Below are 25,931 nucleotides of genomic sequence, written 5' to 3'. Positions count from 1 at the left end.
GGCCCACCTGTAGGCCCACCTAGGCCAAACTTCCTTGCTATGACTGCGATCCGCGAGTTAGAGCCACGGATTAGAAGGCCGGTGCTCTATCCACTGAGCTACGGGGGCGGGACTGTACAAGGTTACAGGTCGCGAGCGCGGTCGGTCGCCGAAGCGCTCAGGTCGACGAAGCTTGCCAGGTCAGGTGGCGCTGCGCCGGACCAGGTCGGGCATCGACGGTGTCGCGCTGATCAGCTTTCGGGTGTACGGGTGCAGGGGCCGGTCGTAGACATCGCCGGTGGGGCCGCACTCGACGATACGCCCGTCGGAGATGACAGCCACGGTATCGCACAGGTGGCGGACGACGCCGAGATCGTGCGAGACGAACACGAGCGTGAGCCGGTACTGGTCGACGAGTTCGGCGAGCAGGTTCAACACCTGGGCCCGGACCGATACGTCCAGGGCGCTGACCGCTTCGTCGGCGACCAGAACCCGCGGCCTCGTGATGAGCGCTCGTGCGATGGAAATTCGTTGTCGCTGGCCTCCGGAGAATTGGTGCGGATGCCGGTCCATCACGTCGGCGTCGAGTCCGACCGCGGCCAGCTGGGCTTGAACCCGGGCTAGAATCTCGGCCCGACCGACGTGCTGCAGGGGTTCGGCGACGATGTCGCGCACCTTCATGCGCGGATCCAGCGACCCCATCGGGTCCTGGAACACCATCTGCACCTGCCTGCGAAACTCGCGTAGTTGCCGTTCAGAGGTTCCCCCGAGCGGTTGACCGAGCACGTCGACCGTGCCGGAACTGGGCTGGTCGAGGGCGCACAGGATGCGCATCAGGGTGGACTTGCCGGACCCTGATTCGCCGACGATGCCCAGCCGTTGCCCCTCGGCCACGTCAAAGGACAGGTCGCGCAGGCCGTGCACGATCTGTTTCGGGGCGAGCAGACGGCCGCCGTTCCGCCGATACTGCCGGCTCAGGTTGCGCACCGAAATGGCGGGTTCGCCAACCACCTCGTTGAAGATAATTGGAGGGCCTCCGGGTTCAAGGCGCTGGTGGGCGGCGCGGCGCGGCGGCTGGATCACCGGCGGCGCGGCATCCGCTTCGATTCGGCTGGGTCCGGTTCGGCTGGGTGCGATTCGTGTCCGGGGCGCGGACGTGGGCGTGCGCAGGCGGCCTCGGTCGTCGACCGCGGAGAGATCGGCGGCCGCAATGAGATTCTTCGTATACGGATGCTGCGGCGCGGCCAACACCTGCCCCACCAGCCCCTCCTCGACGATCGTCCCCCGGTGCATCACGAGCACCCGCTGGCAGACCTGCGCGACCACGGCTATGTCGTGGGTGATCAGGAGCAGGGAGGACCCCCGGTCAGCCACCAAACCCCCGATGAGCCCCAGCACCTCGGCCTGCACGGTGACGTCGAGGGCCGTGGTCGGTTCATCGCAGAGCAGCAGCTGCGGGTCGTTCGCCATGGCCATGGCGAGCAAAACCCGCTGGCGCTGACCACCGGAGAGCTGATGCGGAAAGGCGAGGGCCGCCTGGGCCGGGTCGGGCAGCTTGACCTGGGCCAGCAGCAGGGCGGCACGGTCCTGGGCCTGTCGCCGACTGGGTTGGGTGCGGTGCACCGTCATGATTTCAGCGATTTGAGCTCCGACCCGCATGAGCGGATTCAGGGCGGTCATCGGCTCCTGAAAGACCATCGCCATGGTGTTGCCGCGCACCTGGTTCAGGCGGCGCTCGCCAGCCGTGAGCAGGTTGGCATCGACGCCGCCCAGGCGCACCGAACCGGTGGCCGTGAGGGTATCGGGCAGCAGCCCCATAACGGATGTCGCGGCGAGCGACTTTCCCGACCCGGATTCCCCGATCAGGCCGACCCGTTCGCCGGCGGCGATATCAAAGCTGATCCCGTGCAACAGCTCGGTGAAGGGCGAACTGACCCGCAGGTCGGTCACGCTGAGGGCGGGCGCGGTCACCGTTTCACCTGCATGCGCGGGTCGAAGCGATCGCGCAGACCGTCACCGAGCAGGTTGAAGCCCAGCACCGCGATGGCGATAGCGATCCCCGGCCAGACGATGAGCAACGGTTCGATGAACAGGTAGCCCTGGGCATCCTGCAGCATGCGGCCCCACGAGGGCGTGGGTGGGGGCGTGCCGAGACCGAGGTAGGACAGCGCGGCCTCGGCGAGCACCGCGATGCCGAACGAGACCGAGGCCTGCACGATGAGCATGCCGCTGATATTGGGCAGAACGTGCCGCACCCCGATGAACAGGCCGTTCTTGCCCGCGGCGCGCGCGGCCAGCACGTATTCGCGGCTCATGATCTGCCGGGTTCCGCTGCGGGAGATGAGGGCGAACGCGGGTGCCGTGCCGATGCCGAGCGCGACCATCGCGGTGACCGTTCCGGCGCCGTAAATGGCACCGAAAATGATCGCAAGCAACAGGGCCGGGAAAGCCAGGGAAATGTCGTTGCCGCGCATCAGGAATTGGTCCAGCCGGCCCCGATTCATGCCGGCCACGATGCCGAACGGCACGCCGAGCACGGCCGCGATTGAAACGGCGACGGTGCCCACGAGCAGGGAGATCTGAGCGCCGCGCAGGAGGGAACTGAAGACATCACGCCCGAAGCTGTCGGTGCCGAGCAGGTGTTCCGCGCCGGGCGGCAGCAGGATCAAGTCCGAGAAGACCCCTTCCGGGTCGAACGGCGTCCACCACAGAGACACGACGGCGGCCAGCACAACGAGACCGATCAGCACGAGACCGACCCGGAGCGTTGCGTCGCCACCACGAACCGCACGACGAGAAGATTTCGCGGGCCTGATGGCGGTCATGACTCGCTCCGCAGTCGCGGATCGATCACAGTGAAGGCCAGGTCGACGAGAAAGTTCAGCACCAGCACGAACACGACGAGCACTAGCACGATGCCCTGCACTGCGGGCAGGTCGCGCAGTGCGACCTTGTCGAGCAGCAGGCTGCCCAGGCCGGGAATGCTGAACACCCGCTCGATCACCACGGCACCAATCAGCAGGGTGGCGATCTGCAGGCCAAGCACGGTCATCACCGGAACGGCCGCGTTGCGAAGCCCGTGCCGAAAGAGGGCGCGCGCTGTTCCAAGGCCCTTGGCCCTTGCTGTGCGCATAAAGTCGTCGCGCATGACGTCGAGAACCGCCGATCGCACATAACGGCTGAGCACGGCGCCCTGCACACTGCCGAGGGCGATCGCCGGCAAAATCAGGTGCTCGATGAAGCCACTGAAATCGTCCGCCGGATCAACCCAGCCGCCCGCCGGAAGCCAGCGCAGCGTCACGGCGAAGACGGTGACGAGCAGAAGCCCGGCCAGAAACCCGGGCACGGCAACACCGATCTGGCTGATGCTCGAAAAAATCGCGCCGTCCGGTCCCCGCTGCCGGATCGCGGTCAAAATTCCAAACGGAATCGCGAACAACAGCGCCAGAACGACACTGGCCAGCACAAGGATCACCGTGATGCCGAGGGCATCCGCTATGTCGGGGCCGATCGGCTGACGCGACACGGCGGAGGTACCGAAATCGCCGACGAGCACGTGCCCGATCCAGTCCAGGTAACGCACAACCGCTGGGCGGTCCAGACCTATCGCTGTGGCCTGCGCCGCAACATCCGCTTCGGTGGCTTGCACGCCCAGGGCGATGCGCGCGGCGTTTCCGGGCAGAATAGCCAGCAGCAGAAAGGTCACGATCGACGCCACGATACCCGTCGTCGCGAAGATACCGATGCGACGCAGAATCACCAGAACCATTGCAGACTTTCTCGAAAGCGCGTGAAACGGATGCGCCATCCGCTCGACATCAACCGTAGGGGTGAACGGCTTCGTCCGTTACCGGGCGATGGTCGACAGGTCCAGCGCGAGGCTCGGCGTATTCTTCGGCACACCTCTCAGATCGGCGTCGGCCAGCGAGATCGCCGGTTGCAAATACAGCCAATTAGCGGATGCCTCCTCTGCCATCGTGCGCGTCGCCTCCTTCATGAGTTCCACATAAACGGCCGGGTCGGCGGCATCCGCTTGAGCGAATTTTGCCATCACCGCGGGCGAATCATAGCCAGCGTAATAGCTGGCGGCGGCGAAGACGCTGACGTCCCGTGGCTCGCTGTGCATTATGAGCGACAGGTCGTAATCGTGGTCGGCGAACACCTCGTCGAGCCACACCGCCGGAAATTCGAGTGGGGTCACCTCGGCGGTGATGCCGACATCGGCGAGCTGGGCCTTGACTACCTGCGCGCCAGCCACGGCGTAGGGCAGGTTCGGAATCTTGAACGCGACGGTCAGGTCGCTCATGCCTGCCTCGGCGAGAAGCGCGATGGCCCGGGCGGGATCGAAGGGGTAGAGGTCAGCGAGGCTGGCGTCGTACCAGGGGTCGGTCGGCGGGACCATCGAGCCGATCAGCAGACCGTAGCCGCTACTCACCGTGTCCATGACCGCCTGCCGGTCGATGGCGTACATGACGGCCTGCCGCACCCGAACATCGCTAAACGCATCGCTGGCATTGTTCATCGACAGGGTGACTTCACCGGTGCTGGCGCCCTCGAGCACCTGGTAGTCGGCGTCTGATTTGAACTGATCGACCAGTTGAAACTGCGAGATGCCCGAGATGAGGTTAATGTCACCGCTGAGCAGGGCGTTGGTCTGCGCGGTCGCATCGGTGAAGTAGCGCAGTGTGACATCGGTCAGGTACGGCGCCGCTCCCCAGTAGTCGGCGTTGGCGGCCAGGACCAGGCTGTCGCCGGTTTTGAAGGAGCTGACCGTGTAGGGCCCGGTTCCGACGGGGGCTGTCGCCAGGTCGGAAATGCCGGCTTCGGTGAACATGGTGCCGACCGGGCCGGTCATATTGAAGAGCCAGCCGTTGCTCGGTGTCGACAGAGTGATTCGAGCCTGGGTGTCAGTGACGGCCTCGATGCCGGCAATCGGATCGAGGTAGGCCGGCCCATTCGCGGTCCAGTTGTCTTTCACGCGTTCGAGGCTGAACTTGACGCTGTCGGCGGTGAACGGGGAGCCGTCCGAGAAGGTCACGCCCTCGTTCAGGACAAAATCATAGACCAGGCCGTCATCACTGACCGTCCACGACTCGGCGAGCAAGGGAATGACCGTGCCCTCGTTGTCGAGTTTTACGAGGCCCTCGTAGACGTTATAGAGAAGCGCCTGCGGAATGGCCGCACCGGCGGTCGTGGTGTAGTCGAGGTTGCCCGGCGTAGCGAGCAGACCGACGGTCAACGTCGTGTCCGGCCCACCGTCCGTGGACGCGGTTCCGGCGGAACACCCGACCAGGGCCAGCGACGCGATCAGCGTACCCGTGATGCTGGCGAGAATCGTGCGCCGGGTGGGGGCTCTCATCACTCAGAGGGCTTTGGCCGCGGCAACGAGAACCTGGGCCAGGGTCGGTACGCCGGCCGCACGAAAGACCTCGGCACCTTCGCCGTTGGTAATGATGACGGTCGGGGTGTTGCGAATGAGCAGGGCTTCGGCTTGCTCGGGTGCACCGGCAACATCAATCTCGCGCACGGTCGAACCGGGAACGAGTCGCTTCGCCTCGGCCAGCACGGCACGCGTCTGCATGCACGGCTCGCAGAATGAAGACGAATACAAAGTGAATTCCATCAGGAGCCTCGCAGATCAGCGCAAAAGAACAGTGTTTTCAAGTTTACAGGCCCTGTCGGGGGCCACCGGTAGACTCAAGGCATGACGAACAGCACGACGGATACAGCACCGACGCCCGCCCCGACCGCCTCCCCGACCTCGAAGAGCCCCGACCGCCTGGTCTGGATCGACTGCGAGATGACCGGGCTTGACCTGGACCGCGACGAGCTCGTCGAGATCGCCGTCGTCATCACCGACTACGACCTCAATGTGCTCGACCCCGGTCTTGACCTCGTCATCAAGCCCAACGACTCTGCCCTCGAAAACATGGGCGATTTCGTGCGCAATATGCACACCTCCTCGGGGCTGATCACCGAGATTCCGAACGGGATCAGCGCGGCCGAGGCCGAGTACCAGGTACTCGAGTATGTCTTGAAGTTCATTCCGGCCGAACAAAAGGCACCGCTGGCCGGCAACTCCATCGGCACGGACCGTGCCTTCCTCACCCGCTACATGCCGCGCCTCGACAACCAGCTGCACTACCGCAATGTCGACGTGTCGTCGATCAAAGAGCTAGCCCGACGCTGGTACCCACGCGTTTACTTCAACGCCCCAGCCAAGGACGGCGGCCACCGTGCCCTGGCCGACATTCTCGAGTCGATTCGCGAACTCGCGTACTACCGCCAGACGGTGTTTGTGGCCGACCCAGGGCCCTCGAGTGACGAAGCCAAGTCGCAGGCCGCGGAGGTTGTGCACTTATTCGCCTCCGAGGTGTAATAGGATTGCTGAGTTGCCCCGCGTTGTAGACGTGGGGACGCATGGTGGGTATAGCTCAGTTGGCAGAGCGCCTGGTTGTGGTCCAGGAGGTCGCGGGTTCAATCCCCGTTACTCACCCCAATGATTCACCGTTCACGATTTGGTCAGTGATGCTAGAGCTGGACGCGTCCGAATTCGAAGCCCTCGTTGTCGGCGAGCTCGATCTGCTGCCCGATGACATGGTCGATGGTCTCGACAATATTATTTTCGTGGTCGAGGACCGGCCCGAGAACGGCACCCTGGACACCCTCGGCCTCTACGACGGCGTGGCGCTGACCGAACGCGGCCAGTACGGCTTCGGGGAGATGCCCGATCGCATCGTGCTGTACCGGGAGCCGCTACTCGCTATCTGTACGACACTCGACGACCTGCACGACGAAGTTCACATCACACTCGTGCACGAAATCGCCCATTTTTATGGCATTGATGACGACAGGCTGCATGAGCTCGGCTGGAGCTGACCGCAAGCGGTCTAGCCTTGCAGAATGAGCTCCTTCCGTCCTGGCCGTCTGATCGGAATTCTGGTCGGAACCGTCGTGATTCTCGGCCTTGGTGTCTACGGCCCCGCGATGCTTCTCGGTCCGCTACCCGCCGTGACCGCCAGTACTGTCACGCCCGCCGCCGGTACCTCGCCCCTCACTCCCCCGGTACTCTCCGCCAATGGCGCCAGCGCCATCGCCGTGCTCACCGCGACGACGAGTGACGTCTCCGGCACCACGTCGACCGGTACCACGTCGACCGGTACCGTTTCGCAAGCTGCGGAGCCGATCGCCGTCGCCGGAACGGCGGAAGCACTGCCGATGGCATCCATCGCCAAGGTTGTCACCGCTCTCGTCGTTCTCGATGCCAAGCCGATCGCGGACGGGGAATCCGGCCCCGTGGTGACTTTGACTGCCGCCGACTTTCAGAGCTATCTGGACTACGACCAAGTCGGTGCCCGCTCGGTCACGGTCTTCGCCGACGAGCAGTGGACGGAGCTGGAATTATTGCAGGCACTGCTGCTGGGCTCGAGCAACAACCACGCCGACAGTGTGGCGCGCTGGGCCTTCGGCTCGCTCGACGCCTACGTTGAAGCCGCCAACGCCTGGCTCGCCGACAACGGGTTGACCGGCTCCGCCGTTGTCGACGCTACCGGCCTGGGCGATGGCAGCGCTGGGACCGCTACCGATCTGGCTCGCCTCGCGGGTCTCGCCGCGACCGACCCGATCGTGTCTTCGATCCTGGAGCGCCCGGCATCCGCTTTGGCGGACCGTCGCGGTGTCGAGAACACCACTTCGTTTCTGCCCGAGGAGGACATCACCGGTATTTCGCGCAGCTACACGGATGCCGCCGGCGTCTGTTTTCTGTTCACCGCCGAGGTCAGCGATGGCGCGTCGAGCTTCACGTTCTCGGGCGCTTTCATCGGCGAACCGACCTACGATGCACTCACCGCGGACCTCACCGCCCTAATGGAGAGCGCCCGCGCTGGAGTCGGTCCGCTGCCGGTACTGGCTGCTGGCGACGAGTACGCGACGTTCGAATCGGCCTGGGGTGACGAGGCTTCCGCCGTGGTCGGCGTCTCGCGCACCCGTTATGCCTGGCAGGCCGCCACGCCGGAGGCTGCCACGGTCACACTCAAGGATTTCGCCACCGCGCGCACCGGCGCGAACGTCGGAGAGGTGCAGCTCACCGTGGCCGGGGAGGAACTCTCGGCCGCGCTGAAACTCGACCAGGCGATCAACAATCCGGGGCTGGGGTGGCGATTGCTGCACCCGATCGTGATGATCACGGCGCTGCTCGACCAGTAGTTAAATCGGTTCCACCTCGGTGTCGATCGGATCACTCTCGCCCTTGTCGAAGAAGTAGCGCACGCGGCGTTGCCCGTTGACGTCGCGTTCGTCGACCTCGTCGTACCAGAACACCGATTCCAGACCGGCGACGGCGGCGACCATGCTGATGCGGGCCGCGTGTTTACCGCGCACGAGCGCCCGGGAATCGATCTGGCCCCCGAGCGGGCCGTCGATGAACTCGGCGATATACAGGGTGGGGGCACCGGCATCGTCACGGTCGAAGGTATTCATGGCAATCAATCTAGTCCTGTGCGCCCCGGGTTACCCGGTGGGCGCGCTGGCGCGTGTCGCCCGCTCTCGTCGCCTACCGGCCCGCCCGCAGGCGCACGGTGGCACGACGTTCGGGTGCCTCCTGCGTGAGGTAGGCCGTCCATTCGTCCTGCCACTGGTCCCAGTGCGTTCGAAACGCCTCGCCGTCGCGGTCGAGCGCTCGTTGTTTGCGCAGGTCGTCGTCGGCGGTGAGCCACACGCGCACGTCGCTGAGCGGCTCATGTGCGGCCGCGAGCGTTCCGCAGCCCTCAACGACCAGTGGTCGTTCTTTAGTCAGCGGATGCCACTCGGCTCGCTGATTCGCGCTCCAGTCGTAGCGCTGCCAGGCCGCCGGCCGCCCGGTGCGTCGGGGTTCGAGAAGGTACCGGCGCAGGTGGTCGATGGCCGCGTCGAGGCCGTCCCAGCCGGGGTAGATATCGTCCATCCGCACAAGCTGCGGGGTTTGACTGCCCGGCCACTCTGCCACGAGGGCGTCGGCGAGGGTGCTCTTGCCCGCACCACTCGGCCCATCGATGAGCACCACCGGGTTCGGCCCGGCGGCGGCGACGGCCTGGAACACCGGCGCCAGCAGGGTCGTGACGCGCACAGATTTAGGCGAAGACAAAGTTCCAGTTTCCGGTTGATACCGAGATCATGACGGCCAAAACGGCGATCATCAGCCCGATCCCGATGAGTGACCATTCCCGCAGGCCGAACGTTGAACTCCGAGCCCAGGTGCGTTGGATGGGGGCGCCGAAGCCACGCGCTTCCATGGCGGTGGCGAGTTTACTGCCCCGCCGAATGGACAACACGAGGAGCGCGAAGGTCTGGTTGCCCAGGCGGCGCAGCACCGCGCCATCCGCTACCCCGCGTGCCCGGCGGGCAAGTCCCAGGGCACGCCAGTCCTCGATGAACAGCCCGACCATCCGCAGCGCCGCAAGTCCGCCGAGCACGAACCGGGCTGGCAAGTGCACGACCTGTCCCAGCCCGTCGGCGAGATCGGTGGGATCGACGGTGATGAACAGGACGACGGCAGGCAGCCCGATCGCGAGCACCCGCAGGGTCGTGGCGAGGGCCAGATCGATTGAGCCATCGGTTACCTGGATGAGTCCGAATGACCAATATTCCTGACCGGAGGCCTGGCCATACAGCAGCGTCGTGATTCCGGTGGACGGTGCAGCCAGCCAGACCAGCGCGGTTCGCCACAAGAAGACTCGAAGAGTAAGCCCCGCCCACAGAAAGAGCAGCATTTCGCAGGCCAGGGCGACGGCGGCGGAGACCCAATCAATGGTCAGCACCAGGACTGCGGCGAGCAGGAGCGCGGCAGCGAGTTTCGCGACCGGATTGATCCGGTCGATCGCTCGCACTCCCCGCGTGGGTGTCAAGACACTCATGGCAGAACCGCGCTGAGATCGTACTTGGAGCCGCGGCCCTCGACTCGAAATTCCCGATCAGCGACGGCGGCAACGAAGTCTGCGTCGTGGGAGACCGCGACGATGGCGGTGCCCGCATCCAGGAGGTCACGCAGCAGCGCAACGATCTCCTGCCAGGTGCGAAAATCCTGACCGAACGTGGGTTCGTCCAGCACCAGAAGTCGAGGTTGGGTGGCCAGCACTGTGGCGACCGACAGACGTCGTTTCTCGCCACCGGACAGGGTGAATGGGTTGGCCTCGGCGAGGTGGTCCAGGCGAAGGCGCTCCAGCAGATCGTCGACGCGCCGGTGCAGCAGTGCGTCCGACAGACCGAGGGCTCGCGGACCGACGGCCAGTTCGGCGCGCACGGTGCCAGCGACGAACTGGTGTTCCGGGTCTTGAAAGACGGTGCCCACTCGACTCAGAAGCTGGCGCGATTTCCAGCGGATCGGGTCACTGCCCGCGCCGGCGGCGAGAGCGCCGCTGGCGACGACCCGCCCGGCGGCGGGGCGCAGGAGCCCCGCCAGGGTGAGCGCGAGGGTGGACTTGCCGGCTCCGTTGGGTCCGGTGATGAGCAGAGCGCAGGCCTCCGGCACCTCAAGGTCGATATTTTCGGCAACCACACAATCCCGAGTGCGCGCAATCGCGAGAGAATTAGTCGACAAGAGCGTTGGCTGACCGGTCTCTCGCGGAGGCCTTATGGGAAGCGTGTGTGGCACACCGGGCACCCAGACGCCGGAGGCGGTCAGTGCAACTCCCTGCGCGAGGAGAACGTCGCTCGGGGATCCGTCGGCCAGGACTCCCCCGTCGGCACCCAGAACGATCACCCGGTCGACGAGGTCCTTCCAGATCTCAACCCGATGTTCAATAACGATGAACGTCGAGTCAGTGTGTGCCAGAACGCGGGCGACGGACTCGCGCACCTCCCGCACACCGACCGGATCGAGATTTGCCGTCGGCTCGTCGAGGAGCAGCAGACCCGGCTGCATGGCCAACACTCCGGCGAGAGCAAGACGCTGTTTTTGGCCGCCCGACAAGGCGGACGTCGGGTGGCCAACGGGGACGTCGAGGCCGACCATCTCGAGGGCATCCTGTACGCGCCGCCAAATTTCCCCACGCGGCACGCCGATATTTTCGCAACCGAAGGCGACATCATCGCCGACGCGAGCGAGAATTACCTGCGAGTCGGGGTCCTGGAGGACCAGGCCGACCTGACCCTTGGCGTTGCCAGGCTCGGCGCCGTTCACGCGCAGAGTACCGCGTTGCTCGCCCTCTTCGTCGCCGCCGAGCACGCCAGCCAGCGCGTGCAGCAGCGTCGATTTTCCCGAACCGGATGCACCGAGCAGGAGAATCCGCTCGCCAGGCTCGATGCGGAGGGACAGCTCGCTCACCGCCCAGCGCCGCCGACCGGAATGGCGCCAACCCCAGTCGCGGGCGTCGACGGATGCACCTCCCCGCGTCGCGCCCACCAGCATCCGCTCGCCTAGATCGCGGTTCGACCGGCGATGCGACCCGCCGCGAAGCGGTTGAGCGCGCCCGTGCGAGCCAGGCCGCGCGCAGCGAACCAGGACAGGAGCCCGGCGATAACGACGCCCGAAATAATCGCGCTCACGATATAAATCGTCGCGAATGCGCTCGCTGAACCGGGATACCACAGCACCAGGTCGTTGATGGCCATGGCAAGTCCGGCCCCAGCGCCCGCCAACAACACGACGTACAGACGATAGTTCGTGTAGAGGAACAGAGCGAAGACAAGCTCGGCGCCAAGTCCCTGCACCAGGCCTGACACCAGAGTCAGTGGTCCCCATTGGTTGCCGATCAGCGTGGAAACGACGGCGGCTAGGAGCTCCGTGTAGAGCGCGGCCCCGGGTTTGCGAATGATGAGACCACCGAGTACGCCAGCGAACAGCCAGCCTCCGCCCAGGAGAGCCGACAGGCCCGGCAGCAGCGGCGAAAGCAGACCGCTCAGGGGGTTGCTCGCCTGATTCCAGACGAGGAAGATGACACCGCTCGCGACGCCGATGACGCTGGCGACGACGATGTCGACGACGCGCCAGCGAAAGTTGCGCTTCGTGGCTCCCGCCGGAGCGGATTGCTTGAGTGAACTCGTTGTAGCGTGCACTGTTTCGTGCCCTTTCCGTAGGTGAATACAGGGCACGGGATTGAGAAGCCTCCCTGCGCTGGCATGATCCAGATCAGGTTCGACGGTCGAAGCTTGGTCAGCTTCCTCTCAGCCCGGTGTACCGGACTCCCGTGATCATCATCAAGTATAGTGCCCCGTTTAGACTGACGACATGGGGATCACGACATGAGCATCGGCATTCTGCTCGTTTTGGCGGGCCTGTACCTGCTGCTCATGCGCCGGTTCGTTCTACGGCGGCGGCGAATTGCGCAGGGTCTGCCGGTGAGCGGCCCCTGGCACTTTCCGGCCTGGCTGCGCCCAAGAGTGCCGCGCTGGGCGCGGCGACGCTTCGCGCGTCGCCCGCGCCGTCCGCGCGCCGCGCGGCGGTTGCGCCACACCCGCCCGGGCCCACCTTAGCTCCGTGGGCCCATGATCTATCATGGGCCCGGTTTCCGGGCCCGGGCCCCGTGCAGAAAGCGACTACTTCTTTAGGGCTCGAATCACCCGGGCCAAGGCGCGGCCGGTGACTATAAGGAACGGCACACCGACGGCGAGCAGGGCGATGACGTTCGGCTCGAACCGGGCTGTACCGCCCGACTTGACGTACGCGCCGATCGGCAGCGAAACGCCGCCTCCTCCCCCGCCGGACCCGGCCCCGCCCTCACCGGCATCACCGCCGCCGAAGCCGTAGTAGGCGAGCGCGACGGGCACCAGGGTGACGCCATCGATCTGTACAGGGTCACCGTACGCCGACTTCACACCGGCGGAACGGAACGTTTCTGCGAGTTTTTCCGGGAGGCTGGTCATGCCATCAGGTTAGCGTGGCTGAGACTTCAGGGGCGAGGTGTGAAGTGCGAAGCCGGGCGCACGGTTCCCGCTCCGAATCGCTCGGTCACGGTATCCACGGCCAGCTCCGCGCCCCGCCAGTCCTCGTCCGGGTCCCAGAGTCCAACCGATCCAGACGCCGTGCCGAGCTGCTCCGCACGCACCCCGATCAGACGCACCCGAATGCCGGAGGCTGCCAGCAGGTCGAACGCCGCCACCGCTTCCTCGTAGATGCGCCGGCCCACATTGCTAGGTTCGGCGAGGGTGCGCGACCGGGTCACCGTACTGAAGTCGGTGTAGCGCAGCTTGAGGGCGACCCGCCGGGCCACGAGATCACCCCGACGCAGCCGCACGGCAACGAGGTCGCACTGCCGCAGCAATTCGCTGCGCAACCGGTCGATATCCGTCATATCGTGTTCAAAGGTCACCTCGTGACCGACGCTCTTCTCCTCCCGCTCGAGCGTCACCGCGCGCGGGTCGCGACCCCAGGACAGGTCGAACAGTTTCTGACCGGATACCTCCCCCAGCGCTTTGCGCAGTACCGTCAGCGGCGTGTGCGCGATGTCGCCGATCAATTTCAGGCCGAGTCTGCTCAGCGCCTGCTCAGTGGCGGCCCCGACGCCCCACAGCGCCGCGACGGGCAGCGGATGCAGAAACTCGACCGTATCCTCGGCGGGAACGACGAGCAGTCCGTTCGGTTTGGCCAGGCCGGAGGCAAGTTTGGCGACGAACTTGGTAGAGGCCGCGCCCACCGAGCAGACCAGCCCGGTCTCGGCGAACACCCGGGCGCGAATGAGTTCGCCGATCACGGCCGGTGAGCCAAACAGGTTGGTCGCGCCGGCCACGTCGAGGAAGGCCTCGTCGATGCCGAGCCGTTCCACCAGCGGGGTCACGTCATCGAAAATGCTCATGACCCGGCTGGAAAAGTCCCGATAGAGCCCTATGTGCGGCTCGAGCACGATTGCATTCGGGCATTGCCGCAGCGCGAGCGCCATCGGCATAGCCGAGTTCACGCCGTATTTGCGGGCGATGTAGTTGGCCGCAGTGACGACCGACCGGCCGCCGCGATGGCCGACGATCACGGGTAGGTTGACGAATTCGGGGTGCGACAGCAACTCGACCGAGACGAAAAACGCGTCGAGGTCGACGTGCAGCACGGTCGCAGAACGGTCGTCGACGTCCCGCGCCGACACCTGCCGCCCACTGCCGTCCTGTCTACCCACCGAAAAACCCTAACCCGAACCCGGCCTGCGGCTCTACCTCCCGGTGACGAGCCCTCTCCTGCATAACTCCGGCAATTCCCTGCCGGCTGAGGCCGCCGCCGTGCATTCACGCGGGCGGGCGGCATCCGTTCTCACGTTCTGCAGGAGTTATGCGCGGGGGAGGGGGCGAAACGGCTAGCGCACGACCTTCTCGGCGCCGGCGATCCGCTGCGCGAAGTAGATGGGAATGATCGAGATCAGCACGAGCACCACGGCGATGACGTTGACGACCGGGGCCTGGTTGGGCCGGAATAGGTTGTCCAGAATCCACAGCGGCAGCGTCTTCACACTCGACCCGGCCGTGAACGTCGTCACGATGATCTCGTCAAAGCTCAGCGCGAAGGCGAGCAGTCCCCCGGCAAACAGCGCCGAGCGCAATTGTGGAAAGGTGACCAGCCGAAATGTGGTCCAGATGCCGGCGCCGAGGTCTGAGGATGCGTCTTCGAGGCTGGTGCCGAGGCGGCGCAGCCGGGCGATGACGTTGTTGAACACGGTCACGATGCAGAAGGTGGCGTGGGCGATGATGAGCGTCAAAATCGACAGCTGCACGCCCAACCCGGTGCGAAAGGCGTTGTTCAGGGCGATTCCGGTAACGATTCCGGGCAGTGCGATAGGCAGGATGACCAGCAGGCTGATGGCATCTCGGCCGAAGAATTCGAAGCGTTGCAGTCCGATCGAGATGAGCGTGCCGAGCACGAGGGCGATCGCCGTCGAGGCGAGCGCCACCTGCAGGCTGGTCACGACCGCGTCCAGGGCACCCTCGCTCTGAAAGGCCTTCGCCCACCATTCCAGGGTGAAGCCCGGCGGCGGCCAAGTGAGATTCTTGCTAATGCTGAACGAGTTCACGAACACCACGAGCAGCGGCAGGTAGATCAGGGCCAGTACCACGGCGGTGATGCCCGCGAGCAGTCCGCGGGCCGGTCGACTCAGACGCATGACAGGCTCCTACAGGTTGTTGAGCGCACCCGTGCGCCGCACAGCGGCCAGGTAGGCAAAGATAATCAGAATGGGAATGAGCGCGATCGCCGCAGCGAGCGGCAGGTTGTTCGCCGCGCCCACATTGGTATAGACGAGGTTGCCGAGCATCTGGTTGGCCCCGCCGACGATATTCACGGTGATGTAGTCACCGAGCGATAGCGAGAAGCTGAAGATCGACCCGGCGATGATAGCCGGCCAGATCATCGGCAGCACCACCAGGCGCAGCGTCGACCAGGTACCCCCGCCGAGATCGGCGGATGCCTCGAGCAGCGAATCCGGTACCCGCTCCAGTCCCGCATATATCGGCAGAATCACGTACGGCAGCCAGAGGTATGACAAGGTGATGATCGTCGCCGGCAGCCCGTAACCGGGGCTGTGCCCGCCGAACGGAGACACGAGCCATTCGAAGATGCCGCCCTGCGATAGAACAGAGCGCCAAGCGTAGGCCTTCACGAGGTAACTCGCCCAGAGCGGCATCAGAATGGCGATCACGAGGATGCGCTGAGCCCGGGGGCTGGCCACCTTGGCCATGTAGAACGCGATCGGCAGGGCAATCACAATGTCGATGATCGTCACCAGCAAGGCCACCCCCACCGTGCGCAGCGTCACGGTTTGGTAGAGCGAGCCGGTCAGCACCGCCACGATGTTGTCGAGCGTCCAGGTCTGCGAGATCTGCCCGGTGAACGAGTCGACCGTCCACAGAGCGGTGATCAACAGCGCGGCTAGGGCCGCGATGTAGACCAGCCCGAGCCAGAACAGGGGTGCGCTCAGCAGCAGAGACAGCCGCAGGCGCGGATGCCGACTGAGAAAGACCGAGCCCCGCCGGGCAATGGTGCCCCGCTGCTGGGGCACCACCGCCCGGCGGGGAGGCGCGGGAGCGTCAACCGTCATGATCTACCTCGATTCGGGCCGTTAGCCCTTGATCTCCTGCCAGGCCGTGGTCCAGTCGGAGTAGTCGGTGCATTCCACGTCGGTGCGCCCATCGAGGCATTCGGCGATCGGCGTTGACCAGTACCAGATCTGCGCCGCGTACTCGGCATCGCCCGCGTGGTAGCTCTTGCAGTGATCGGGGTTGACCGTGAAGTCGCACGCACCGGCGTTGGAGGGTGCCTCACCGAAGTACTCGGTGGCCTGCGCGTTGGCCTCCGGGCTCGCGATGTAGTCGAGCCAGGCATAGGCACAGTTGGGGCTCTGGGCGTTGGCGGCGATCATCCAGGTGTCCGACCAGCCTGTCGCCCCCTCGTCGGGCAGCACGACCTCGGCCGGGGTGCCCTCGGCGAGCGAGTTGCGGATCACCTGCCAGGTGGTTCCGACGACGGTGTCGCCGGTCTCAAAGGCCTGCACCTCCTTGAGGTAGTCCGACCAGTATTCGCCGATGTTCACGCGCTGATCCTTGAATAGTTGAACGGATGCCGCCAGCTGCGTCTCGTCCAGCGCGTACGGGTTCTCAATTCCCAGTTCCGGCTGGTGCGTCATGAGGTAGACGGCGGCATCCGCTATGGAAATCGGCGAATCGTAGGCGGTCACCGCTCCCTTGTAGGCGGACGACTTGTCGAATACGACGTCCCAGGACGTCGGCGCCGGGATGACGACCTCCGTGTTGTACATCAGCAGGTTGGCGCCGTAGCCGTGCGGGATGCCGTAGGAAACGCCGTCGACACTGTTCCAGGACTGCATCTTCAGAAAGTCGAAGATGCCCTCATAGTTGGGGATGAGGTCGGTGTTGACCGGGGCCACGTCACCCGCCGCGACGAGCCGCAGCGAGGCGTCACCGGAGGCGGCGACGACGTCATAATCGCCGGTCTTCATGAGGCTGAACGCTTCGTCGGAGGTGCCGTAGGTTTTGCTGGTGACGGTGCAGCCGGTCTCGTCTTCGAAGGCGCTGACCCAGTCGATCTCCGGATCGTTGCTACCGTCCTCGACGTAGCCGGGCCAGGCCAGCAGGGAGACGCTGCCCTCCAGCTCGCCGAGTTCGGTCTGAGCCTCGGTCGGTTCGGTCGTGCCGCCGCCCTGGCTGGTACCGCAGGCGGTGAGGAGCAGGGCGGTGGACAGGATCGCGACGCCGGTGAGGGCGAGCGATGTTCGGCGTGCGGGGGTGCGTTTCATGACGTTCTCCATTCGTGAATCGGTCAGGGGCGGGAAGAGAGGGCAGGTTCGGCGAGGGTGACGATGTCGGAGTCGTTCCAGCCGACGGTGACCCGGGCGCCGCGTCCATTGGTCGCCACGCGGTGCGCATCGTTCTGCTCGAGCACAACGATGCGCGTTCCGACGTCGAGGTCGACGATGAGCTGGGTGCTGCTTCCGACGTAGATGACCTCCGCGAGAACACCGGCCGCCGTGCGATCGGCGTTCAGGGGCAGGTTCTCCGTGGTCACGCTGATCTTTTCCGGACGCACCGAGTGGGTGCCGTTCCGGCCGAGCAGCGCGCGCGAGATGTCATCGTCGAAGATATTGGACGTGCCCACGAAAGCGGCGACGAAGGGCGAGGAAGGGCGCTCGTAGATCTCGGCCGGGGTGCCGAGCTGCTCGATCCTGCCCGCGTTGAACACCGCGATGCGGTCACTGAGGGTGAGCGCTTCCTGCTGATCGTGGGTTACGAAGATGAATGTGATGCCGAGGTTGCGCTGCAGTTCCTTGAGCTCGACCTGCATCTGCTCGCGCAGCTTGAGGTCGAGGGCGCCGAGGGGTTCGTCCAGCAGCAAGACCTTGGGTTGCACGACGGTTGCCCGCGCCAGGGCGACCCGCTGGCGTTGTCCGCCGGAGAGCTGGCTCGGCTTGCGATCGGCGAATCCGCCGAGCCGCACGGTGTCTAGGGCCGCTCGGGCTTGCTCCTGCCTGGCTCGTTTGGCAACCCCGCGCACCCGGAGCCCGTAGGCCACGTTATCGAGCACACTCATGTGCGGAAACAGGGCGTAGTCCTGAAACACGGTGTTGACGTCGCGGTCGAACGGCGCCCGGTCGGTGACGTCCTGGCCGAGCAGCAAGATCGTTCCACTGGTGGGCTGTTCGAAGCCGGCGATCAGGCGCAGCACCGTGGTTTTGCCCGACCCGGACGGCCCGAGCATGGAGAAGAATTCCCCCTCGACGATGTTGAGATCGACCCCGTCGACGGCATTGACCGAGCCGAAACTTTTGGTCAGGCCGCTCAAGCGGATGGCGGGCTGCGCACCGGTCACATTTGCTCCCTGATCATTGAATATCTCCCTGCTCACTCACAGGGTAATCATATGGAGTTAGATGTCATGAAAGTGCGCCGTGATGTTACGGTCGTGTCACAACCTGAAATGAGCAGCCCATGCCGCAGTCCATCCGTGCCGGATCGGGAACCCGCGCGGCTATTTTCGCGCCGCTCGACGGTGCCGGCCGGGCCGAACTGGTGTTGCAGCGTCTCACCGACGCCATCGTGCTCGGGGTGCTGCACGACGGCGAGCGTCTGCCGAGCGAGGCCGAGCTGGCCAGGCAGCTCGGCGTCGCCACGGTCACCGCCCGGGAAGCACTCGAGATTCTGCGTCGGAATAAGCTCGTGCACACCAAGCGCGGCCGCGACGGCGGCAGTTTCGTCACGTTCGCCGGGCGCGGCGCGAACGATTTTCAGGACGAACGGCTGCTGGCCTGGTCGCGGGTTCAGGTGCGCGACTTCGGCGTGCACTATTCCGCGATCGCCGGTCTGGCCGCCGAACTCGCCGCCGACCGCGCCAGTGCAGCCGATATCGACAACCTCGAGCGCATTCTCGATCGCTCCGATGCCCTCACAGCGGATGCCGCGCGCCGCGGCCACGGTACGTTCCGTCTCGAGGTGGCCGCGCTGAGCCAGTCCGCCCGGCTTGTGCGCGAAGAACTGCGCTTGCAGGCCGAATTTGGCTCCCTGCTCTGGCTCAGCCTGAGCGAACCACTTCGGCGGGAACGCTGCCGAGCGGTACAACGGGAGACGGTCGCCGCCCTCGTCGCCGAGAACGGCGCTCGAGCCAGGCAGCTCACCGTGAACCAGATCACCGACTCCATCGAGTGGCTGATCGAGGCCAAGTCCATTCTGGAACAGGACCCCGTGTCACCGATGCAAGCCAGAACAACGACACCGGAGCCCGAGGACACCCGATTATGACGTTCGAGCCGCTCGTTCACAACGAGGCGCATGGCTTCGCCAGCGTGTCCTGGATAGCGGCCGTCTTCGACCCGGTGTTCGCACGCCTCGTGGGCTGGGCCGCGCAGGTCGAAGACTGCGCCAGCCAGCCCGAGTGCGGCCGAACCACACTCGATCCCTTGATCGAGACCCTGATGCGAACGGAATTCGCCGACGCCGATGGGATGGTTATCGGGGCCGGTTTCGTCTCCGCGCCGAGCTTCCTGGGCTGGCACCTGGCCTGGTGGCTGGGCGGGCAGAACCCGGCGGGGTCTGCGCTGCCGGCCACCGGCATCCGTCATCTGGAAACGGTTGAAGACCCCCGCGACGAGAGTTTTCGCGACTACACGGCGTTGGAATGGTGGCGCGTTCCCGCCCAGACCCGGCGCCGCCACGTGACCGGGCCCTACGTGGACTATCTGTGCACCGATGAATACACCCTCACGTTGACCCTGCCGGTCTACCGCGGCGGGACCGAGCTGATCGGTGTGGTCGGAATCGACCTGTCGGTGGATCAGCTCGAGCGCCAACTCGTGCCGCGCCTCGGCGCCAGCGGTGTGCCGGTGACGCTCATCAACGCCAGCGCACGGGTCGTCGTCTCGACCGACGCCCACCTCGCCACCGGCGCGCTGCTGCGCCTGCCGGGGCTGACCGAGCGCCTGCGCGACCCGGCGTCGTCACCGGCTCTACTGGCCGATGGGGCACACGCGTTCCGGTGGTGCGGTCAGACCGGACTCGCCGTCGTTGTCGGCCCGGCCGCGGGTCAGCCGATCGAGGCGCCGAACACCCATCCGAGCAGATAGGTCACCGCGGCTGCGCCAAGGCCGATGACGAGCTGCCGCAGGGCACGCTTCAGCGGCGGCCCGCCGGAGAGCAAACCGACGACGGCGCCGGTCGCGAGCAAGGCCACGCCGACCAGGACGGTCGCCAGGATCATGGCCGGGTAGCCGGTCAGGCCGAACAGGTAGGGCAGCACGGGCAGCAGCGCTCCGGATGCGAAGAAGCAGAAGCTCGACAGGGCCGCGCCGGTGCCCGTGCCGATGGCTTCGTGCTCGTCGGGCTCGACGGCCGCGTTGGTGACCGCGGAAATCGGACCGGTCGCCGCATACGCGGTGGCCAGCACGCCACGGGCATAGGTCTCGGCCTCATCCTCGGACATACCGCGGGCCCGGTAGACCAGGGTCAGCTCGTTGGCGGCGAGGTCGAGGTGCGAGAGCACACTCTTGGCCGGTGCCGCCGGAGTGGATGCTTCGAGCAACTCCCGCTGGGACCGCACCGAGACATATTCGCCAGCGCCCATCGAGAGCGCCCCGGCCAACAACCCGGCAATCCCGGTGAACAGAATCGTTGCAGCCGGTACGCCGGTGGCGCCGATGCCGAGCACGAGGGCCAGGTTACTGACCAGGCCGTCATTGACGCCGAACACGGCGGCGCGAAAGGTACCGGACAGGCGTTTGCGACCGCGCGCGGCGAGGCCGCGCACGACCTCTTCGTGCACGGTTTCGTCGGCCGCCATCGCGTTCGTCGCGTCGGCATCCGCATCGTAGGGCGAGCGGCTCTCGGCCCGTTGGGCGAGAGCGAGCACGAACACCGAACCGAACCGGCGGGCCAGCAGCCCCAGAAACCGGGTGCGCAGGGCACCACGACGTGGCGAGCCCACGTCGCTGCCGAGCAGTTGGCGCCAGTGATCTTCGTGTCGTCCCTCGGCTTCGGCGAGGGCGAGCAGAATCTGGCGCTCCTCACCGGCCCGACGGTTGGCGAGGTCACGATAAACCGCGGCCTCAGCCCGCTCGTCGGCCAGGTATTGCCGCCACCGACGGATGTCCCGCTGCGATGGCTCACGCCCGACCGGCCCCGGAGCGGTCACGCCTCCGGCGCCGCTTCGAGGAGGCCCTGCGGAATGCGCGCCGAATCGTGCGGGCCGGAGCCATCGAGGCCAAAGAACGGTTGCTCGAACTGAACCACCCAGAACTTTTCCCGCACCACGGTCGGTGCGTACAGCCCAGACCCCTCCGACTCCCCCGCAGCCACGATCACACCGATCGGGTCGTCGATCAGGGAGTCGGGAAAGCGGGTGCGGTCGAGGTGCACGATCACCTGCACGCCCACGCCGAAAGCCTGAGTTGTCACGTGCTACTCGATCGCCTGGGCGCGTTCGAGCACGAGCTCGCGCACGCGCGCGGCATCCGCTTGGCCACGCATGGCCTTCATGACCGCGCCAATGACCGCGCCGGCGGCCTGCACCTTGCCATCGCGAATCTTGGCGAGCACGTCGGGCTGACCGCTCAGCGCGGCGTCAATGGCCGCGATGAGCGCGCCGTCGTCGGACACTACGGCCAGGCCACGGTTCTCGACGACCTCGGCAGGGGTACCCTCGCCGGCGATGACGCCTTCGAGCACCTGGCGGGCCAGGCGGTCGGTGAGGGTGCCAGCCTCGACCAGCTGGATCAGCGCGGCAAGCTGCTCCGGCGTGACGAGCGAGTCGGCCGCGACCCCGGCCACGTTGGCGAGCCGGGCGATCTCGCCGGTCCACCACTTGCGCGCAGCCTGAGCGGATGCCCCGGCGGCGACGGTCGCCTCGACCGCGTCGAGCAGGTCGGAATTCACGACGTCCTGGAACTCGAGGTTCACAAAACCCCACGCCGCCTGCAGGCGCTTGCGGCGGGCCGCGGGCGGCTCCGGCAGGGTGAGGCGCAACTCTTCGACCCAGGCGCGCGACGGCGCCATCGGCAGCAGGTCGGGCTCCGGAAAGTAGCGGTAGTCGTCGGCGTCGCTCTTGGGCCGACCGGCGCTCGTGATGCCGGTGTCTTCGTGCCAATGCCGGGTCTCCTGCGTGATGGTGCCGCCACCAGACAGCACGGCCGCCTGACGCTGGATCTCGTAGCGCACGGCGCGTTCGACGCTTCTCAGGGAGTTGACGTTCTTGGTTTCGGTGCGGGTGCCGAGCACGTTCGACCCGCGCGGGCGCAGGGAGACGTTGGCGTCGCACCGCACGTTGCCCTCTTCCATCCGGGCGTTGGAGACGCCGAGCGCCTTGGCGATCTCGCGAATGGCCGCGACGTAGGTCTTGCCGATCTCGGGGGCGTCGTGTTCGGCACCCTCGATCATCTGGGTGACGATTTCGACCAGCGGCACGCCGCCGCGGTTGTAGTCGACCAGCGAATAGTCGGCACCCTGGATGCGTCCGGTCGCACCACCCATGTGGGTGAGCTTGCCGGCATCGTCTTCCATGTGGGCACGTTCGATCTCGACGGTGACCTGACGTCCGCTTTCGAGTTCGATCGTGATCGATCCGTCATGGCAGATTGGGTCGTCGTACTGGCTGGTCTGAAAGTTCTTCGCCGTGTCGGGGTAGAAGTAGTTCTTGCGGGCGAACCGCGAGTGTTCCGCGATTTCACAACCCAATGCCAGCCCCAAACGGATGCTGGATTCCAGCGCCTTCTTGTTCACCTGCGGCAGCCCGCCCGGCAGACCGAGGCAGGTGGGGCAGGTGTTCGTGTTGGCGCCGGAGCCGAACTCGTTGGCGCAGCCGCAGAACATTTTGGTTTTGGTGTTGAGTTCGACGTGCACCTCGAAGCCGAGCACCGGCTCGAACAATTCGAGCGCTTTGTCGAAGTCCATCAATTCTGGCTTGGCCATTAGACGGCTCCCTCTTCGCTGGCAAACATTTCGGTCGGGGTCAGTGCTGGGGCCTGGCTGAGCATGGTGTGCCCCCAGCTCGCTTCGAGAAGCTGCTCGATCGCGGCGCCGACGGTGTAGAGGCGGGCATCCGCTTTGGCGGGGGCCATGATCTGCAAGCCGACCGGCAGGCCGTCTTCCGGCGCGAGCCCGATCGGGATGCTCATTCCGGGCACGCCGGCGAGGTTCGCCGGGATGGTGGTGACGTCGTTGATGTACATGGCCATCGGGTCGGCTAGCTTTTCACCGAATTTGAACGCGGTCGTCGGGGCGCTGGGCGACATGAGCACGTCGACCTGGCTGAACGCGGCGGCGAAGTCACGCTGAATGAGCGTGCGCACCTTCTGCGCGCTGCCATAGTAGGCGTCGTAGTAGCCAGCGCTCAGGGCGTAGGTGCCGAGGATGATGCGGCGCTTGACCTCTGCCCCGAAACCGGCCTCGCGGGTGGCGCTCATCACGTGCTCGCTGGTGAGCGAGCCGCTGGCCGGGTTGACGCGGATGCCGAACCGCACCGAGTCGAAGCGGGCCAGGTTGCTCGACGCTTCGGCCGGCAGGATCAGGTAGTAGGCCGCGACGGCGTACTCGAAGTTCGGGGCGGAAATCTCGGTGATCTCGGCGCCGGCGGCGACGAGCAGCGCGAGGGTTTCGTTGAAGCGCTGGGTGACGCCGGCTTGGAAGCCGTCGCCGGAGAGTTCCTTGATAACTCCGATGCGCACGCCCTTGAGGGCGCCGTCCTTGAGACCTGCCTGGGCGGCTGCGGCCATCGACGGCCAGCTTTCGGTCAGCGAGGTGGAGTCGAGCGGGTCGTGGCCACCGATGACGTCGTGCAGCAGGGCGGCGTCGTAGACCGTGCGAGAGACGGGGCCGACCTGGTCGAGGCTCGAGGCGAGCGCGATGGCGCCGTAGCGGGAGACTCCGCCATAGGTGGGCTTGACGCCGACCGAGCCGGTGACGGCGGCTGGCTGGCGGATGGATCCGCCGGTGTCGCTGCCGAGGGCGAGCGGTGCCTGGAACGAGGCGACAGCCGCGGCCGAGCCACCGCCGGAGCCACCGGGGATACGATCGCGGTCCCACGGGTTGCGGGTAATTCCGTAGGCGGAGTGTTCGGTGGAGGAGCCCATGGCGAACTCGTCCATGTTGGTCTTGCCGAGCGGCACCAGGCCGGCCGCACGCAGTCGGGCAACGACGGTCGCGTCGTAGGGCGGAACCCAGCCCTCGAGAATTCTTGACCCCGCGGTGGTGGGCATGTCCTGGGTGGCGAGCACGTCCTTGATCGCGATCGGCACGCCGGCGAGCGGGTTCAGCGCCTCACCGGCTGCGCGGCGGGCGTCGATCTCGGCGGCGGTCGCCAGGGCGGCGTCAGCGGCGACGTGCAGAAAAGCGTGCAGGTCGGTGTCGACGGCCGTGATGTGGTCGAGGTGGGCGCGGGTCGCCTCAACCGCGCTGACCTCCTTGCGCACCAGGAGGTCGCTGAGCGCGGCGGCGGAGAGCTTGGTGAGATAGGTCATGGTTACTCCTCGTCCAGAATGGCGGGCACGCGAAATTTGTCGCCAGCGCGGTCGGGGGCGCCGGACAGGGCCTGCTCGACCGTCAGCGACGGCACGACGACGTCCTCACGGTAGACGTTGGTCAGCGGCATCGGGTGGCTCGTGGCCGGGGTGTCAGCGGTGGCCACCTCGGAGACCTTGGCAATCGAGTCGACGATCTGGCCGAGGTCACGGGTGAGACTGGTGATCTCGAGGGGGCTGAGGTCGATCCGGGCAAGGTATGCCAAATGGGCAACCTGCTCGGCCGTGATTTCAGACATGGTGCTCCGATACGCATTGGGGTGGATAATTCAATCCTATTCGCCAGCCGCCGCGCGCCCGATTCGCCGACCGCGTTAGGTGGGCACCCGCGCCCCTGGTGAAGTCCGTATCCGCTGCCCAGGACCGGCGCCGACACCGGCACCGGTAGGCGATTCGCGTTGATCGTACAAAACCAGGCATCGCCGACGAGGAGAAAAAAGTCTCCACTGAGCCGAAATTTCGGCAGGAAGTAACCGTGAAGTAGCACACTGGCAGATATGAGAGCAATTGTTGTCGAGCAGAAGCCGGGCGGATCCGTGTTGTCGATGCGGGATCTCTCAAGCCCTGCACCGGGCCCGCATCAGGTGAAGATCCGTGTGCGGAATGCTTCGGTGAACCGTGCCGACCTGGGCCAGCGCGCGGGAACCCACCAGCCGGTCAACCCGGGCAGCGGTCCGGTCGTCGTGGGGCTCGATGCCGCGGGCGACGTTGTCACGGTGGGAAGCGAAGTGAGGGGCGTTCACGTCGGGGACCGCGTCATGGCCATCGTCAGTGGAGGTTTGAGCGAGGAAGTCGTTGTCGACGCTGCGCTGGTCATACCGATTCCGCCGGCGTGGACCTACGCGGAGGGTGCTGCTGCCATCCTCGGGTTGATGACCGAGCACAACGCGCTCCGCACTGCGGGTGAGCTTGAGCCGGGCGAAACGGTGCTCGTTCATGCGGCGGCCTCAACGGTGGGGCTTCAGTGCGTACAGCTGGCAAAATATCTCGGCGCTGGACTGATCATTGCCACCGTTCGCACGGACCGGGCAACAGATCTGCTCCGTTTTTCGGGTGCCGATCACGTGGTCGAGGTTGGCGAGGCTGGTTTTGCAAATCGGGTTTTGGAACTCACGGATGGCCGCGGGGTCGACGTCATCGTCGACCATGTCGGCGGCCCCTATCTGGCGGATAATATTCGCTGCGCCGCGCTCCGGGGACGCGTAGTCGGTGTGGGGCGCCTCGGTGGTGCCCACGGTGATCTTGATCTGGAAGCACTGGCCTTCAAACGAATAAGCATCATCGGGGTCACTTTTCGTACCCGTGACGCTGCGGAGAAAGCCGCTATCGTCACCGCGCTGCTGTCCGACGTCGATCCGGCTTTCGCAGCACTGCGCCCATCGATTGATCGGATCCTGCCCTGGACCGAAGTTCAACAAGCGCAGGATCTCATGGCCGCGAACTCGCACCTGGGCAAGATTGTTTTGAGTCTTGAAAATACGTAAGCCAGAA

The 25,931-nt window shown here is 65.8% G+C and carries 27 protein-coding genes, 1 tRNA gene and 1 riboswitch; of the genes, 7 read left to right on the top strand and 21 right to left on the bottom strand.

Annotated features, from left to right (window positions below; genetic code table 11):
* Positions 1-180: 180 nt before the first annotated feature.
* From E3O11_RS16190 to E3O11_RS16170, 5 genes are all read right to left on the bottom strand, one after another.
* Positions 181-1,950: a dipeptide ABC transporter ATP-binding protein gene (locus E3O11_RS16190; RefSeq protein ID WP_092451898.1), complete on the bottom strand. Its 1,770-nt coding sequence runs from the start codon at positions 1,948-1,950 to the stop codon at positions 181-183.
* Positions 1,947-2,804 (bottom strand): ABC transporter permease, encoded by an 858-nt coding sequence (locus E3O11_RS16185; RefSeq protein WP_092451900.1) that lies wholly within the window; start codon positions 2,802-2,804, stop codon positions 1,947-1,949. Before E3O11_RS16185 ends, E3O11_RS16190 begins: the two co-directional genes overlap by 4 nt.
* Positions 2,801-3,748 (bottom strand): ABC transporter permease, encoded by a 948-nt coding sequence (locus E3O11_RS16180; protein WP_092451902.1) that lies wholly within the window; start codon positions 3,746-3,748, stop codon positions 2,801-2,803. The genes E3O11_RS16185 and E3O11_RS16180 overlap by 4 nt, the downstream gene beginning before the upstream one ends.
* Before the next feature lie 78 nt (positions 3,749-3,826).
* The gene (locus tag E3O11_RS16175) at positions 3,827-5,338 is read right to left on the bottom strand and encodes an ABC transporter substrate-binding protein (protein WP_092451971.1); all 1,512 of its coding nucleotides are present in this window, start codon (positions 5,336-5,338) and stop codon (positions 3,827-3,829) included.
* 3 nt (positions 5,339-5,341) lie between these two features.
* Positions 5,342-5,560 (bottom strand): thioredoxin, encoded by a 219-nt coding sequence (locus E3O11_RS16170; protein WP_233195426.1) that lies wholly within the window; start codon positions 5,558-5,560, stop codon positions 5,342-5,344.
* A gap of 123 nt (positions 5,561-5,683) precedes the next feature.
* On the opposite strand from E3O11_RS16170, the gene orn reads away from it, so the two are divergent.
* The 4 genes from orn to E3O11_RS16150 all read left to right on the top strand — a co-directional run bounded on the left by orn (position 5,684) and on the right by E3O11_RS16150 (position 8,184).
* Positions 5,684-6,358, top strand: coding sequence for an oligoribonuclease (gene orn / locus E3O11_RS16165; RefSeq protein WP_092451906.1), 675 nt, complete (start codon positions 5,684-5,686; stop codon positions 6,356-6,358).
* A 44-nt stretch (positions 6,359-6,402) separates the two neighbouring features.
* A tRNA-His gene (locus E3O11_RS16160) sits at positions 6,403-6,478 on the top strand.
* 29 nt (positions 6,479-6,507) lie between these two features.
* Positions 6,508-6,858, top strand: a complete 351-nt coding sequence (locus tag E3O11_RS16155; protein WP_092451908.1) for a metallopeptidase family protein — start codon at positions 6,508-6,510, stop codon at positions 6,856-6,858.
* Between the two features lie 24 nt (positions 6,859-6,882).
* Positions 6,883-8,184, top strand: a complete 1,302-nt coding sequence (locus tag E3O11_RS16150) for a D-alanyl-D-alanine carboxypeptidase family protein (RefSeq protein ID WP_092451910.1) — start codon at positions 6,883-6,885, stop codon at positions 8,182-8,184.
* On the opposite strand, the gene E3O11_RS16145 is transcribed toward E3O11_RS16150, so the two are convergent.
* The 11 genes from E3O11_RS16145 to E3O11_RS16095 form a co-directional block, all read right to left on the bottom strand.
* Positions 8,185-8,457, bottom strand: coding sequence for a hypothetical protein (locus E3O11_RS16145; RefSeq protein WP_092451912.1), 273 nt, complete (start codon positions 8,455-8,457; stop codon positions 8,185-8,187).
* 73 nt (positions 8,458-8,530) lie between these two features.
* Positions 8,531-9,082, bottom strand: a complete 552-nt coding sequence (locus E3O11_RS16140; RefSeq protein ID WP_170851591.1) for an AAA family ATPase — start codon at positions 9,080-9,082, stop codon at positions 8,531-8,533.
* A 4-nt stretch (positions 9,083-9,086) separates the two neighbouring features.
* Positions 9,087-9,869, bottom strand: coding sequence for an energy-coupling factor transporter transmembrane component T family protein (locus E3O11_RS16135; RefSeq protein WP_092451914.1), 783 nt, complete (start codon positions 9,867-9,869; stop codon positions 9,087-9,089).
* A complete protein-coding gene (locus tag E3O11_RS16130) occupies positions 9,866-11,362 on the bottom strand; it encodes an ABC transporter ATP-binding protein (RefSeq protein WP_170851589.1) in 1,497 nt (498 codons plus the stop codon). The genes E3O11_RS16135 and E3O11_RS16130 overlap by 4 nt, the downstream gene beginning before the upstream one ends.
* An 8-nt stretch (positions 11,363-11,370) precedes the next feature.
* The gene (locus E3O11_RS16125) at positions 11,371-12,009 is read right to left on the bottom strand and encodes an ECF transporter S component (protein ID WP_092451916.1); all 639 of its coding nucleotides are present in this window, start codon (positions 12,007-12,009) and stop codon (positions 11,371-11,373) included.
* A 33-nt stretch (positions 12,010-12,042) separates the two neighbouring features.
* A riboswitch (TPP riboswitch) is annotated at positions 12,043-12,152 on the bottom strand.
* 337 nt (positions 12,153-12,489) lie between these two features.
* Positions 12,490-12,816 (bottom strand): hypothetical protein, encoded by a 327-nt coding sequence (locus E3O11_RS16120; RefSeq protein WP_092451917.1) that lies wholly within the window; start codon positions 12,814-12,816, stop codon positions 12,490-12,492.
* Between the two features lie 26 nt (positions 12,817-12,842).
* Positions 12,843-14,057: a DNA polymerase IV gene (gene dinB, locus E3O11_RS16115; protein WP_092451919.1), complete on the bottom strand. Its 1,215-nt coding sequence runs from the start codon at positions 14,055-14,057 to the stop codon at positions 12,843-12,845.
* Positions 14,058-14,231: 174 nt separating this feature from the next.
* Positions 14,232-15,032, bottom strand: coding sequence for an ABC transporter permease (locus tag E3O11_RS16110; protein WP_092451920.1), 801 nt, complete (start codon positions 15,030-15,032; stop codon positions 14,232-14,234).
* A gap of 9 nt (positions 15,033-15,041) precedes the next feature.
* Positions 15,042-15,965, bottom strand: coding sequence for an ABC transporter permease (locus tag E3O11_RS16105; RefSeq protein ID WP_092451922.1), 924 nt, complete (start codon positions 15,963-15,965; stop codon positions 15,042-15,044).
* A 21-nt stretch (positions 15,966-15,986) separates the two neighbouring features.
* Entirely contained in the window at positions 15,987-17,180 is a 1,194-nt protein-coding gene (locus tag E3O11_RS16100; RefSeq protein ID WP_092451924.1) for an extracellular solute-binding protein, read from the bottom strand.
* Between the two features lie 23 nt (positions 17,181-17,203).
* The gene (locus E3O11_RS16095) at positions 17,204-18,250 is read right to left on the bottom strand and encodes an ABC transporter ATP-binding protein (RefSeq protein ID WP_092451926.1); all 1,047 of its coding nucleotides are present in this window, start codon (positions 18,248-18,250) and stop codon (positions 17,204-17,206) included.
* A 119-nt stretch (positions 18,251-18,369) separates the two neighbouring features.
* Between E3O11_RS16095 and E3O11_RS16090 the strand changes: the two genes are divergently transcribed.
* Positions 18,370-19,176 carry a FadR/GntR family transcriptional regulator gene (locus E3O11_RS16090; protein ID WP_092451928.1) on the top strand — a complete coding sequence of 269 codons (807 nt, stop codon included), beginning with the start codon at positions 18,370-18,372 and terminating at the stop codon, positions 19,174-19,176.
* On the top strand, positions 19,173-19,997 hold the full coding sequence (locus tag E3O11_RS16085; protein ID WP_092451930.1) for a PDC sensor domain-containing protein: 825 nt from the start codon (positions 19,173-19,175) through the stop codon (positions 19,995-19,997). The genes E3O11_RS16090 and E3O11_RS16085 overlap by 4 nt, the downstream gene beginning before the upstream one ends.
* Here E3O11_RS16085 and E3O11_RS16080 read toward each other — a convergent pair.
* Genes E3O11_RS16080 through gatC form a run of 5 tightly spaced genes read right to left on the bottom strand, consistent with a single transcriptional unit; the run spans position 19,958 to position 24,679 of the window.
* On the bottom strand, positions 19,958-21,061 hold the full coding sequence (locus E3O11_RS16080; RefSeq protein ID WP_092451932.1) for a VIT1/CCC1 transporter family protein: 1,104 nt from the start codon (positions 21,059-21,061) through the stop codon (positions 19,958-19,960). The two genes, E3O11_RS16085 and E3O11_RS16080, sit on opposite strands and share 40 nt — an antisense overlap.
* Positions 21,058-21,324 carry a hypothetical protein gene (locus E3O11_RS16075; protein WP_092451934.1) on the bottom strand — a complete coding sequence of 89 codons (267 nt, stop codon included), beginning with the start codon at positions 21,322-21,324 and terminating at the stop codon, positions 21,058-21,060. The genes E3O11_RS16080 and E3O11_RS16075 overlap by 4 nt, the downstream gene beginning before the upstream one ends.
* 3 nt (positions 21,325-21,327) lie before the next feature.
* A complete protein-coding gene (gene gatB, locus E3O11_RS16070) occupies positions 21,328-22,833 on the bottom strand; it encodes an Asp-tRNA(Asn)/Glu-tRNA(Gln) amidotransferase subunit GatB (RefSeq protein ID WP_092451936.1) in 1,506 nt (501 codons plus the stop codon).
* The gene (gene gatA / locus E3O11_RS16065; protein WP_092451938.1) at positions 22,833-24,380 is read right to left on the bottom strand and encodes an Asp-tRNA(Asn)/Glu-tRNA(Gln) amidotransferase subunit GatA; all 1,548 of its coding nucleotides are present in this window, start codon (positions 24,378-24,380) and stop codon (positions 22,833-22,835) included. Before gatA ends, gatB begins: the two co-directional genes overlap by 1 nt.
* Before the next feature lie 2 nt (positions 24,381-24,382).
* Positions 24,383-24,679 carry an Asp-tRNA(Asn)/Glu-tRNA(Gln) amidotransferase subunit GatC gene (gene gatC / locus E3O11_RS16060; RefSeq protein ID WP_092451940.1) on the bottom strand — a complete coding sequence of 99 codons (297 nt, stop codon included), beginning with the start codon at positions 24,677-24,679 and terminating at the stop codon, positions 24,383-24,385.
* A 258-nt stretch (positions 24,680-24,937) separates the two neighbouring features.
* Here gatC and E3O11_RS16055 point away from each other — a divergent pair, with 258 nt between their 5' ends.
* A complete protein-coding gene (locus E3O11_RS16055; protein WP_092451952.1) occupies positions 24,938-25,924 on the top strand; it encodes a zinc-binding dehydrogenase in 987 nt (328 codons plus the stop codon).
* Positions 25,925-25,931 lie beyond the last annotated feature (7 nt).

The organism is Cryobacterium levicorallinum, from assembly GCF_004402405.1.
In the GTDB taxonomy this organism is placed as follows: domain Bacteria; phylum Actinomycetota; class Actinomycetes; order Actinomycetales; family Microbacteriaceae; genus Cryobacterium; species Cryobacterium levicorallinum.
This window is presented reverse-complemented; position numbering and strand designations above follow the sequence as displayed.

What these genes read in the sequence shown, in the direction of transcription:
- E3O11_RS16155 (WP_092451908.1), top strand. Translation starts at nt 6,508, where the DNA reads ATGCTAGAGCTGGACGCGTCCGAATTCGAAGCCCTCGTTGTCGGCGAG.
- gatA (WP_092451938.1), bottom strand. Translation starts at nt 24,380, where the DNA reads ATGACCTATCTCACCAAGCTCTCCGCCGCCGCGCTCAGCGACCTCCTG.
- E3O11_RS16150 (WP_092451910.1), top strand. Translation starts at nt 6,883, where the DNA reads ATGAGCTCCTTCCGTCCTGGCCGTCTGATCGGAATTCTGGTCGGAACC.
- E3O11_RS16055 (WP_092451952.1), top strand. Translation starts at nt 24,938, where the DNA reads ATGAGAGCAATTGTTGTCGAGCAGAAGCCGGGCGGATCCGTGTTGTCG.
- E3O11_RS16100 (WP_092451924.1), bottom strand. Translation starts at nt 17,180, where the DNA reads ATGAAACGCACCCCCGCACGCCGAACATCGCTCGCCCTCACCGGCGTC.
- E3O11_RS16110 (WP_092451920.1), bottom strand. Translation starts at nt 15,032, where the DNA reads ATGCGTCTGAGTCGACCGGCCCGCGGACTGCTCGCGGGCATCACCGCC.
- orn (WP_092451906.1), top strand. Translation starts at nt 5,684, where the DNA reads ATGACGAACAGCACGACGGATACAGCACCGACGCCCGCCCCGACCGCC.
- E3O11_RS16180 (WP_092451902.1), bottom strand. Translation starts at nt 3,748, where the DNA reads ATGGTTCTGGTGATTCTGCGTCGCATCGGTATCTTCGCGACGACGGGT.
- E3O11_RS16105 (WP_092451922.1), bottom strand. Translation starts at nt 15,965, where the DNA reads ATGACGGTTGACGCTCCCGCGCCTCCCCGCCGGGCGGTGGTGCCCCAG.
- E3O11_RS16090 (WP_092451928.1), top strand. Translation starts at nt 18,370, where the DNA reads ATGCCGCAGTCCATCCGTGCCGGATCGGGAACCCGCGCGGCTATTTTC.
- gatC (WP_092451940.1), bottom strand. Translation starts at nt 24,679, where the DNA reads ATGTCTGAAATCACGGCCGAGCAGGTTGCCCATTTGGCATACCTTGCC.
- E3O11_RS16135 (WP_092451914.1), bottom strand. Translation starts at nt 9,869, where the DNA reads ATGAGTGTCTTGACACCCACGCGGGGAGTGCGAGCGATCGACCGGATC.
- E3O11_RS16130 (WP_170851589.1), bottom strand. Translation starts at nt 11,362, where the DNA reads ATGCTGGTGGGCGCGACGCGGGGAGGTGCATCCGTCGACGCCCGCGAC.
- E3O11_RS16085 (WP_092451930.1), top strand. Translation starts at nt 19,173, where the DNA reads ATGACGTTCGAGCCGCTCGTTCACAACGAGGCGCATGGCTTCGCCAGC.
- E3O11_RS16185 (WP_092451900.1), bottom strand. Translation starts at nt 2,804, where the DNA reads ATGACCGCCATCAGGCCCGCGAAATCTTCTCGTCGTGCGGTTCGTGGT.
- E3O11_RS16120 (WP_092451917.1), bottom strand. Translation starts at nt 12,816, where the DNA reads ATGACCAGCCTCCCGGAAAAACTCGCAGAAACGTTCCGTTCCGCCGGT.
- E3O11_RS16175 (WP_092451971.1), bottom strand. Translation starts at nt 5,338, where the DNA reads ATGAGAGCCCCCACCCGGCGCACGATTCTCGCCAGCATCACGGGTACG.
- E3O11_RS16170 (WP_233195426.1), bottom strand. Translation starts at nt 5,560, where the DNA reads ATGCAGACGCGTGCCGTGCTGGCCGAGGCGAAGCGACTCGTTCCCGGT.
- E3O11_RS16145 (WP_092451912.1), bottom strand. Translation starts at nt 8,457, where the DNA reads ATGAATACCTTCGACCGTGACGATGCCGGTGCCCCCACCCTGTATATC.
- gatB (WP_092451936.1), bottom strand. Translation starts at nt 22,833, where the DNA reads ATGGCCAAGCCAGAATTGATGGACTTCGACAAAGCGCTCGAATTGTTC.